Source organism: Dysgonomonas sp. HGC4 (assembly GCF_001261715.1).
GTDB lineage: Bacteria > Bacteroidota > Bacteroidia > Bacteroidales > Dysgonomonadaceae > Dysgonomonas_A.
This window is the reverse complement of sequence record NZ_CVRU01000074.1, coordinates 20,341-31,412: the sequence shown is the minus strand read 5'-3', so window position 1 is coordinate 31,412 and position 11,072 is coordinate 20,341. Positions and strand designations below refer to the sequence as shown.

Genomic DNA, 11,072 nt, shown 5'->3' with positions numbered 1-11,072 from the left:
TATAAGGTATTGCTAAAAAAGGAACTAAAAATTGATCCATGTTATTATCTAAAAATCCATGTCCTTTATTTATTATTTCTCCATGATCAGAGAAATAATAAATAAGAGAAGAGACACTGCTGCCCTCTTCCATCACAATATTATTATATAAAGATTTTAGAACTCGATCTGTATGATGAATACTGCGATCATATTCTATCGTTTCATTTCCGTTACCAGCCAATGCAGCAGAATCTTCATTATCGTATTTATCGGTATATTCAAGATGACTGCCTTTTAGATGAATAAAGAAAACCTGTTTGACTTTCGGATTATAAAAACTCTTAACTGTACCAATCAGTTCCAGATCATCCTTTAAGAAATTATAGAAAACAGACGTTTTAGCATAAGATGCTATTAGCCCGACATAACTATCGTGCATACCTATTTTATTCTGATTAGATATCCAATAAGATTCATATCCAGCATCATTTGCTAAAGCAACTATATTCTTATTATCTGCAAAAGGAGTTCTATCTAATGGTGTTGCAAAACTTAGAGACATAGACAAAGCATCTCGGGTTATTGATGCCGGAGAAACAGCATTATAATAGTACAACAGATTGTCATTTTTTAGGCTATCCAGAAAAGGAGTTGTAAATAGATCATAACCATACAAACTATAATGTGTTTGCAAAGAACTTTCGCCTATAACTACAAATAGGGTATTAGGAGTCTTCGACGAGACCAATAAATCTACCCCCATTGGCATACTCTTGGGTTTATCTAAATCGGCTCTAAACTTCGACATCTCCTGATAATAAGCTATTGAAGCAAATCCCATATTTGTTAGTAAAGGGAAACGGATTCCCAATAAAGACTGAAAATGCATAGGATAAGAAATTTTCAATTCACTTATGACCTTTGCTTTTTGAGATTTATCCATCAATACATAGCCTGTGCCATAGCCTATACTCAAACTTGCAAGAATTAATATCGTGGAAATAAGAACATACGCCTTCTTTGGTTTTAGTTCTTTATACGCCAGCCATATCACAACACTCGTAATAACTAATAAAGGTATCGAGATAAAAGAATACATTCGTATTGCTCCCAAAGCTTCATTTCGGTTCGTTTCCATAATAGAAGCAAACAACCCCATAGTTATTTGGGTCGAGAAAGTAATCGCTAAAGTCGCTTCTATTGTTAGAAGAATTATCAACAATATAACGAATACAATACCAACTTTATGGATATGGGATATTAAATTCAGAAGAGATATTACAACAATTGCATTCAACATAGCATATATCAAACTAGTTGAACAAACAGATAAACTAAATGGCTGAGATGAAGGATCCCAACCAATAAATGCAGTTCTTAAATAAAAGGCCAATAAAGTAAGATAGAGAAAACAAAGAATTGAAAATTTATATTCTTGCAATACTCTACTTACTTTTATACTACAAAGCGATACTTTCAATATTCAATCTTATCATCTTTCTCCTCCCACATTCTAAAAGCAGATAAAGCTTCTTTATGCAATATTTGAGAGGAAGGAATACTTCTCAATTCTGGTTTCAACTCGATTTGTTCGTATATAAATGAATCATCAAAACCTATCTTCTTCGCATCTTCTTTGCAACAGCCGTAATATATACGATCTATACGCGCCCAATATATTGCTGAAAGGCACATAGGACAAGGTTCGCACGAAGTATATATTTCGCAACCATTCAAATCGAATGTATTTAGTTCTTTACAAGCCTTGCGGATAGTAGTTACCTCTGCATGAGCTGTAGGATCATTATCTAAAGTTACACAGTTGGAACCTTCTGCTACAATTTTACCATCTTTTACAATTACGGCTCCAAAGGGCCCACCTCCGTTTTTCACACTATTTTCAGCCAATCCAATGGCTTTGTGCATATATTCTGATTGTTCCGAATTCATTGTCAAATCACTTTTTATGTTTTAACTCTTTATTTATCTTCTCTATATAGTCCAATATTTCGTCCCCACCGATACGATGTTCTGACGAAGTTATAAATATAGGAGGCAACTCATCCCAAGTTTCCTGTAATTTGTCAGTATACTTTGCAAGGTTTTCTTTAACCCTCGACTTACTTAGTTTATCTATTTTAGTGAAGATTATGGCAAACGGAATTTCATTTTCGCCAAGCCATTCCATAAACTCCATATCAATTAATTGGGGCTCATGTCGACAGTCTAATAATAGAAATAGATTAGTAAGATCTTCTCTATTAAGAATATAGTCCTCTATTATTATACGAATAGTTTCCCTACCCTCTTTTCCTCTTTGGGCATAACCATACCCGGGGAGATCGACAAGATACCATTCGTCATTTATTATAAAATGGTTTATCAATTGAGTCTTACCTGGTTTTGACGATGTCATTGCCAAACCTTTATGGTTAGTAACCATATTTATAAGAGAAGATTTCCCTACATTAGACCTACCTATAAATGCATATTCAGGCTTGCCATCTGTAGGACACAATTTATAATCGGTATTGCTTATTACGAATTTAGCGTCTTTTATAATCATCTTTTACTTTTTGAGTATATTGCAAATGTACAATACTTGAGCCTATATCACAAGATTTTACCTAACATGTTTCAATGACTTGATTAAACTTACCAGAAGCGTAATACTTAAACCAAACATAGAAACTACTGCATACGAATATCTTAAATTGGTTAGTTCTGCTATATATCCGATGATAGGAGGCCCGAGTAAGAAACCAAAGAAGCTTACACTAGAAACGATAGTCAGAGCAATACTAGGCGACCCTTTTGTATTTCGTCCGGCTATGCTATATATTGTAGGTACAATGCTAGAAATACCAAACCCAACAATCATAAATCCAATAGCTGCGGGAATCAAATAAGGGAAAATCACAGAAATCATCAGCCCTGTAAAGATCAATAATCCTCCCAACTGCAAGACTCTTTTCTTCCCAATTCTCACAGATAGTTTATCGGTAAGAAATCGCCCTATAGCCATCGTAGTCATAACAATTGTAAAGCCCATAACGGTAATCATTTCGGGAGCATGCACAACTTCTTTAAAATAAACCCCACTCCAATCGAACATAGCTCCTTCCGAACACATCCCGAAGAATCCTATCAATCCCAATTGTACCAATAATAATTCTGGTTTTTTAAAAATTGTTTCCTTTTGTCCTTTATCAACTTTGGGTGGATCAGGAATCAAGTCCTTCAATCTGAAAGCCATTAAACCAAGCATTAATATTGCAATTACAGTAAAATGAATATAAGGTTCGATTTTAAATGGTGCAATAGAAAGCGCAAAAACAGAACTGAGGGCGCAAGCAAAACTCCATCCTCCATGAAAAGAGGACATTATGGGCCTACCATAGATTTCTTCCATTCGTAAACCTTGTGTATTAACTCCAATATTCAAAAAGTTAGAACATAATCCGAAGAAGAACAAACTAACAAAAAGCATTATAGCATTGGTTGCAAGCCCTAATGTTACTAAAACACAGCAATAAAGTATCATAGAAATAGCCAGCATACGTATGCTTCCATACTTAGCTATCCAAGTACCCGATACAGGCATAGCTGCCAATTGACCTAAAGCGGGAGCAAACAAAACAGTGCCTAGAGCTGCTTCACTCATAGAGAGTGATGTTTTAATATCAGGGATACGGCTTGCCCAACTGGCAAAACCAAGCCCTTGTATAAAATAAAAAGATAAAATAGCTAAACGTGCGCGCCGTTTTGAGGTTTTCAGCACGTATTCATATTGTGGCATATTTAATAGATTCGATGTTTGTATTGCAAAATTAGAATAACTTTTGGTCGATATGAAACTTAGAAGCTAATATATTTAGTAATTTTAAGCTCGTAGACTTACTATAATTAGTTAAGCTGTATTTTTTCAAAACTAATAAATCAGTCTACGTAATCTATAAAGAACAGATCAACAAACAATCTGAAGCGTTTCCTTTGGATTTGAAACATTTAAATAAAAAAGTTATGTCTAAAAATTTGGTTGACATCGTTACTGAGAAAGTCAAAAAATATCACGATAATACAGTCGCTCATTATAAACATTTACACGAACATCCTGAACTATCTTTTGAGGAAGAGAACACCTCATTATATATTGAGAAGCAATTACAAGAATGGGGAGTTGAATATCGAAATAAGATTGGAGGATTCGGAATTTTGGCTTGCGTAAAAGGTGCTAAACCCTCATCCAAAACAATAGCATTGCGTGCCGACATGGATGCATTGCCCATAACGGAGGAAAATGACATCGAGTTTAAATCGAAGAACGAAGGTGTTATGCATGCTTGTGGACACGACACTCACACAGCAAGTTTACTCGGTGCAGTAAAAATCATCAATGAAATGAAGGAGGAGTTTGCAGGAACAATTCTTTTTATCTTTCAACCGGGAGAAGAAAAACATCCGGGAGGGGCTAGTCTTATGCTGAAAGATGGAATATTCGACACCTATAAGCCTGATATTATTATTGGTCAGCATGCGTATATCGATTATCCAGTAGGAACGGTAGGTTTTGAACCCGGTACAGTAATGGCTTCGGCGGACGAGGTACACATACAAATAACGGGCAATGGCGGACATGGAGCTATACCCCAAGATCTTAACGACACAGTACTGGCTGCATCTCAATTAGTTGTAGCCATGCAACAAATAGTAAGCAGACGCTCCAATCCATTCAAACCATGCGTATTGTCTTTTGGGAAATTTATTGCAGACGGAGCAACAAATGTCATACCCAACACAGTAACTCTTGCCGGATCGCTTCGCTGCATGGATGAAGAGGAGAGAAAGAAATTAAAGCCAATTATAAAAGACATTGCCATTCATACAGCCAAAGCATATGGCTGTGAATGCAATATAGAAGTATATGATGGATATCCTTGCACCTACAATGATGAGGAAGTTACACGAATGGCAAAAGCTTTTGCCGTTGAATATCTAGGAGAAGATAAAGTAAAAGGATTGCCCAAGAGAATGACTGCCGAAGACTTTGGCTTTTTCTCACAACTATACCCTACTACATTCTATAGATATGGTGTTATCGGCAACCAAAAATGTACAGGCTTACACACTTCAACCTTTCTTATTGATGAGGAGGCTCTAAAAACATCGGTAGGTACTATAGCTTACTTAGCTCTAAAATATTGTCAACTCTAATAAAAAAAATCTCCCCCTTCTTAACCCGAGCTGTTTTAGGTTTAGAAGTAGGGAGATAATCTTTTCGATTAGGTTATACCTGCCGTCGTCAATACTGTTTAACTTATTAAATACATCTTTTATTTAAATGACAGGATATAACCCAATCTTTGAACACCTCTATTTATTAAAACACAACTTTATTCAAAAATATCTGTTTGCGAAATATTAAGAGCCCATGTAGCTACATTCACCTGAGCACTTAATGATGATGGCGCTGCCGAACTAAATGGATTACTTGTTCCAAGCCCCTTTACTACAGTCTTTATATTATAAGTATTATTTCTCTTAATATAAGTATGGCCATCTGTTGCACCTGAAACTGTAGAAGATACTCCTCCTTTATTGATAATGACAGGGAAATAAGTATATCCATTAGCATCCACACGTCCGGGAATGTTACTTACATACACATTATTTTGTTTTACTTTTGCACGTATTACCAAAATTGTAGGATAATTCATTACATCATTTACCGGTTGATTTTCATACAAATAAAAATATGTATTATTATTGCTCGCAACTGTTGTCAAAAAGTTATCGGCCCCGGTCAAAACAGTACTTGCAGATGGGAACAGATCTCCTGATCCGGCAAGACCTTCATAATAAGCCGAAGGAGCAGCCACTGATGATGAAGAAACTAGGAATGAGTTTTTTGCTGCATTCAAAACAAACGCTGTTTGATCTTCAAAGCTATATTCACTACTTTGCCATTGCATATCTTCTATCTTCACACGCGAAACCAATCTTACTAATGAGTAAGTGTGAGGTGCAAGAGATGTACCATCTGTAACACTTGACGAGTATCCAATATAATTTTTTCCGGGAAGAATAGTCACATCTGCTAAATCTGTAGACATAGTTAAACGTCCATTGTCTTTTTCATTTTTCAAATCTGCCGAAACCTTCTTCAAATCTTCTAATGTTTTAATTAAAGAAGCATCACCTGCATAATTAGCCAATACAAAAACTTTTTTCGCACCATTGGTTACAGCTATATTATCTACTTTAGTGATAGTATTAACTGTGCTTGTTACTGTTTTGTACGCTTCAAGTGAACCATCCGCATTAAAAACAAACGCATCCAGTTTAAGCACTTTTTCTTCTTGAACAGGATTTCCGGAAGATCTTGTACCTAAACCTTCTGTTCCTGCTATTTGCAAACTAATACTAGCCGACTTTACTGATATCATTGGGCTAGGCTCTACACTATCTTCTGCTTTGTCGCAAGACATTGTCATCAAAGCAATACTTCCTAATAGGAATAAGTTTCTTAATTTCATTTTTATTTAAATTTGTTTTTTTGCTTACACAAAACCTTTTAGTTGTTGTTTTTCTTTTCGAATAGTATATGCTCTTTTTGAAATAAAATATAGCATACAAATTAGTGAAATCACGATTAAAGAATGTTCCGCTGGAGAATCGACTGACCTCGGGTCGGCCGTACTCATTCTAAGCTCCTTATAAAATCGATCCCTTTCGCTTTGATTACTTTTATCCTTATTGATGTTAGACCAGAAATTATTGAAATAATCAGAGAACATATAACTTTTGAAAGTATTATAGTTTGGTAAATGATTAAACATTTCAATAAGATAAGAAAAGCTTGACCAAGTACCTGTCCAATAAGGATTATCCATATATCCTGTTTCTACCTCAAAATAGGATTCAATTCGTTGAACATACATTTCATTAGTTGTATAATCATTATTGGGATTATTGGGATTTGTATATCCATTTCCATGATCATATCGTGTGTATTTCTGGCTTATTTCCTGTTCATAATAAATCTCACTGGGTAGTTGCTGTGCAACACTAAATAGAGTAATTAACATGAACGAGAATAACACGCTTATTTTTTTCATTAGATATTACTTAGATGAAACCAATTCATCTTTCTTTATAAATTATCCGCACAATATATAATGCAACAAATACAATCAATGGAAGCCATCCTTCACCTATCGGAGAATCAACCGCACCCAATTCAGGGGCATCAATATCATCATTAGGATTGTAACCTGCATAAGTTATAGGGGTTGAAGAATTTGTTTCCTCTTGTATTTGATTCATTGTTTCCGTAGATGGCAACCTGTCATTAAAAGGTGTTGCTGTCTCTGAAGATACATTGGGATTCAAACTAATTGTATTATCAGATATAGCCATGATTTTTATTATTTAATTATTTACTTTTTTTAAAGGATTAACTTGAAAGACTTCGAAGCTGTCGTTGTCTTAGCTTTCAGCAAATAGAAACCTTTGCCTACCGTTCCCTCATTAATTAAATATGTATTATCGTGGATCTTATCTTTCTTAAATACCATACGTCCCATAGTATCAAATAACTCTACTTGCTCCAATTCAGAATTAACAGACTGAATCTGGATACCATTTGTCTGGGTTATACTGATTTCATTATCCTCAGAGGCTCCCTCTTCCTCTATACCTGTTGTAGATCTAGGTCTTAATTCAATAGTAAAGCGATCTTCAAGATTTTTAGTTGATGCTTTGTCGAAGGATACAGATGATGTTTTTCGTAAATCATACTCTTTTTTTAATTGTTTATCTATTAATACTATATCGGAATATGCTGTAAAAGCTTCTATTCCTTTGACTGTTATTGTTGCAGCTCCGGTTTTAGCGGTACGAATACCAATAGGTACAATCACACTTTTATCGTCATTACCTATAAGATTAAGTTCTAAAGCTTCGGTTTCGCTACCTATGGTATATATCTCAGGAACATCTGTTCCGGGTGAAAATAATTTCTTAATATCCTCTCCTGCGGCATACTTCAACGAGGCGCCTTTGCGGGCAGCCAATATTGTCTGGCTCTGAATCTTATTCATTGTTAAGCCTATATAAATAACATCGCTCACGGTCTCACTTTGCGATCTCAATTCTACATTGTTCCCTGCTTGTGCCACAGATATATTTTGAGGCTTAAAAACCACCGAGTTCTTTCCCGGTTTAGTTTCTACAAAAAACGATTGCATTGGAGGGATAAATTGCGATAAACTTTCGGTTGAAGGTCCAGTAGTAAGACCACCCAATCCGCTCCACATTTCAGTAGCACCAGCAGTTATATAGGCATAAAATTTGCTTCCATCCCAAATTCTGTAATAGCCATAAATATTATTCACATTATCTTGTGCAAACTTCGTAAAGTCGATATGCGACATAAATGGATTACCTATAATATTAGTAGTCCCTGCCGCCACAGCTACTGTTGAAGCACCATTAGAAAACGACTCTTCAAAAAGAAATCTGTATCTATTATTTTTTTGCTGAGCAGAAAGTTTATCATGACTTACAATCCACTCTGCATCATTTGGTATGCTAGCCACATCTCCTCTATCCAGATTTTCAACAGGTGTCAACCAAGCCCCTGTAGCTTTATCATGATAGCTGTAAGAAACATCGTTGCCATTAGCTAATCTGCGAGGAAATTTATAAGGTGTTCCCGTAGGAAAACTTGTATCATTATAGTTTAAACCATTTGCTTTTCCATTTACCCAAAGAGCAAAACCTTTACCTGTGCGTAAACTTTCCTCAAGCTTTGCAAAAGGCGTAGAAAAATCTCCCACAACATACCCCGTCCGTCCATCAGGATTTCTACTGCTGGCAACATTAAAATACATCATAAATATTTTAGGAGATTCTGCATTTGTCCACGTCATATCCCCATGATAATCGGCAGAATACATATATCGTAAGGGATCAGATAACATATACCATCTGTTGCGCTCCACATTCATCTCCACAAAAGCCTTTCTATATAGTAGTTGTTGTATTTGTCCTACACTTGCACCATTCTTGAATGTTATATCTCTGCAAGCATCTCCGACAACCAAAGTCGGATAAGTAGCCGCACCTTCAGATATAGTAACATCTGTACACCAAATAGGAGCCCCCGTTCCTGTTACAGATTCCCAATTTGCAGAATCACTCCACTGAGATGATGATGAAGTCTTTTTCCATGTGGCAGCAGCAGGGTGCACAGTCATACTTAATGTTTTTACAACATTACCTGCCTCATCTTTAATCGTATAATCGAAAGTTCCTGAAATAGTTTCTACAAATTCCAGATTATATTTAGCATCAAAAGCTCCCTTCTTCACTGTACCTCTGTACAATGAGTAATTTGTCCCTTCTGACATACCTGTTCCCGACAACGATACTTTGATAGAACATAAAGTACAAGAAGCATCGTATTTTGCGGTAATAACAGGAACGATTTTCTCTTTAACTGTTATTTTTATTTTTGCAGAAGCCTGACCTGCTGAATACTCAGCAATAACATAAGTAATATCAGGAATCGTAAATGGCATATTTAAATCGGGAACAGAGCGGAAAAGAAAAGTTCCATCCTGATTAAGAGTAATAGTTCCCACCAAGACATTGTCTTTATAGATTTTAGACGTTGTTCCTGTAGCATATTTAGTACCATTAACCTCGTATTCAACTACCGTAAGTGCATCCCCTGCATTGCCAGGAGCATCGTTAGTTAAAACATTCCCTGTAAGATCGGTAGCTGGTGGTGTAGTATAAACATCATCTTTTGCAATCGGATTTACTACTACTAAACATTTATCTAATTTTGTTAATGTTATCTCATTAGAGTACATGCGACATTCGCTAGTAGTTTTGGTATATACCGATAGTCTATACAATCCCGCTGCACTAGCGGTATAAGTACTCTGCGTAGCACCCGATACATCTTTAAAAGTATTGCCATTTTTCACCTGCCACTGAAAAACATAAGATGCAGAGGGAAAAGCTTCAGGAGCAGAAACTGACAACGTATAAGTTCCTTTAGTACAATCACTCACTGTGGTTTTAATTTGAGGAATAATAGCTTTCATACTCAAATTATCTAAAGCTAGATCATTACCAACACCTCCACTTACATTATTTCGAAAAGCAATATATATCTTCTTAACACCACAAGGAACAACATAATCAAAGTAGGTATTTTCCCAAACTCCAATTTTTGACATCGTTACAGTTTTTGTGGCTTTTACAGTACTAAGCTTAGTAGCATCGCTATCTATAACAAATGCTACAGAAGGAGCAGCCCCCGTATTATTTAGTTGTGCTAAGTCTAATGACATACGATATGCCTGACCCGATTCTACCTGAATTTCTTGGCTATAAAAAATTTTCTTCGAGTCCTCATCTGCATTTACAACCATAAAATAGTTACGTGGATTTTGCAGATCAGTTTCATACCTGTCGTATAGGGTTATAGGCCAAGGTTTATCGTTTAATGAAGGCAAATGATACATACCACTAGTAGAAGTAGCTATAATATAGTAGCCGTTGTTAGGAGCATGAGGTGCTACTTGCCATGAGTTTTTATTAGATTTGTCGGGTAAATTATTGGCTACACCAGAGTACCAAGTCTCTGTCATTCCCCATTTATAAGAAGTTTTAGCTCCGCTCACCTCAGTCAACGGTTTACCTACAGTCATGTTAGGATTAATAGGAACTTCTTTTAAAACATTATTAGAAAACACAGTATGTGCAGGTTGATAATAGATGCTGAATTTCGAAGCATCTAACAGTGGGTAGATATTTTCTCCTACCCCATTATCTCCATTTTTTCCTCTAGAATCAATGGTTCCAAAATTTCCTTGTAGTACTTTCTCCGGTCCATAAACTTGGGCAGAAGAGATAAATGTAAAGATTGTAAAGAAAAAAGCGAAAAAAGAGCATTTGTTAACAACAACTTTAGTAGTCCTCTCTATTTCCATAAAAAATTAGATTTGTTTGTTTCGTTTACTGCAAGATATGACCTGCTATAATTTTAGCAGTTATTAAGTTCTACTTTGTTT

10 protein-coding genes are annotated in these 11,072 nt (G+C 35.7%); 2 read left to right on the top strand and 8 right to left on the bottom strand.

What is annotated here, in order from left to right; translation table 11 throughout:
- Positions 1-958, bottom strand: a 958-nt coding sequence (locus tag HGC4_RS07135) for a phosphoethanolamine transferase (RefSeq protein ID WP_185099957.1), incomplete at its 3' end; no start/stop codon positions are given.
- Between the two features lie 19 nt (positions 959-977).
- Here HGC4_RS07135 and HGC4_RS18835 point away from each other — a divergent pair.
- On the top strand, positions 978-1,328 hold the full coding sequence (locus HGC4_RS18835; protein ID WP_185099956.1) for a hypothetical protein: 351 nt from the start codon (positions 978-980) through the stop codon (positions 1,326-1,328).
- Positions 1,329-1,458: 130 nt separating this feature from the next.
- Here HGC4_RS18835 and HGC4_RS07130 read toward each other — a convergent pair whose 3' ends face one another.
- From HGC4_RS07130 to HGC4_RS07120, 3 genes are read right to left on the bottom strand one after another with little or no spacing between them, the layout of a single operon-like run.
- Positions 1,459-1,932, bottom strand: coding sequence for a nucleoside deaminase (locus HGC4_RS07130; protein WP_050709438.1), 474 nt, complete (start codon positions 1,930-1,932; stop codon positions 1,459-1,461).
- 7 nt (positions 1,933-1,939) lie between these two features.
- Positions 1,940-2,548, bottom strand: coding sequence for a ribosome biogenesis GTP-binding protein YihA/YsxC (yihA, locus tag HGC4_RS07125; RefSeq protein WP_050709437.1), 609 nt, complete (start codon positions 2,546-2,548; stop codon positions 1,940-1,942).
- A gap of 57 nt (positions 2,549-2,605) precedes the next feature.
- Positions 2,606-3,781 carry an MFS transporter gene (locus tag HGC4_RS07120; protein WP_050709436.1) on the bottom strand — a complete coding sequence of 392 codons (1,176 nt, stop codon included), beginning with the start codon at positions 3,779-3,781 and terminating at the stop codon, positions 2,606-2,608.
- Between the two features lie 224 nt (positions 3,782-4,005).
- On the opposite strand from HGC4_RS07120, the gene HGC4_RS07115 reads away from it, so the two are divergent.
- Positions 4,006-5,196, top strand: a complete 1,191-nt coding sequence (locus HGC4_RS07115) for a M20 metallopeptidase family protein (RefSeq protein WP_050709435.1) — start codon at positions 4,006-4,008, stop codon at positions 5,194-5,196.
- A gap of 179 nt (positions 5,197-5,375) precedes the next feature.
- Here HGC4_RS07115 and HGC4_RS07110 read toward each other — a convergent pair whose 3' ends face one another.
- The 4 genes from HGC4_RS07110 to HGC4_RS07095 are packed head-to-tail and all read right to left on the bottom strand — an operon-like array spanning position 5,376 to position 10,991.
- Positions 5,376-6,518, bottom strand: a complete 1,143-nt coding sequence (locus HGC4_RS07110; protein ID WP_050709434.1) for a fimbrial protein — start codon at positions 6,516-6,518, stop codon at positions 5,376-5,378.
- Between the two features lie 24 nt (positions 6,519-6,542).
- Positions 6,543-7,100 carry a hypothetical protein gene (locus HGC4_RS07105; protein ID WP_157258172.1) on the bottom strand — a complete coding sequence of 186 codons (558 nt, stop codon included), beginning with the start codon at positions 7,098-7,100 and terminating at the stop codon, positions 6,543-6,545.
- Between the two features lie 25 nt (positions 7,101-7,125).
- Positions 7,126-7,401 (bottom strand): hypothetical protein, encoded by a 276-nt coding sequence (locus HGC4_RS07100; protein WP_050709432.1) that lies wholly within the window; start codon positions 7,399-7,401, stop codon positions 7,126-7,128.
- A gap of 29 nt (positions 7,402-7,430) precedes the next feature.
- A complete protein-coding gene (locus HGC4_RS07095) occupies positions 7,431-10,991 on the bottom strand; it encodes a T9SS type A sorting domain-containing protein (protein ID WP_050709431.1) in 3,561 nt (1,186 codons plus the stop codon).
- Between the last annotated feature and the right edge of the window lie 81 nt (positions 10,992-11,072).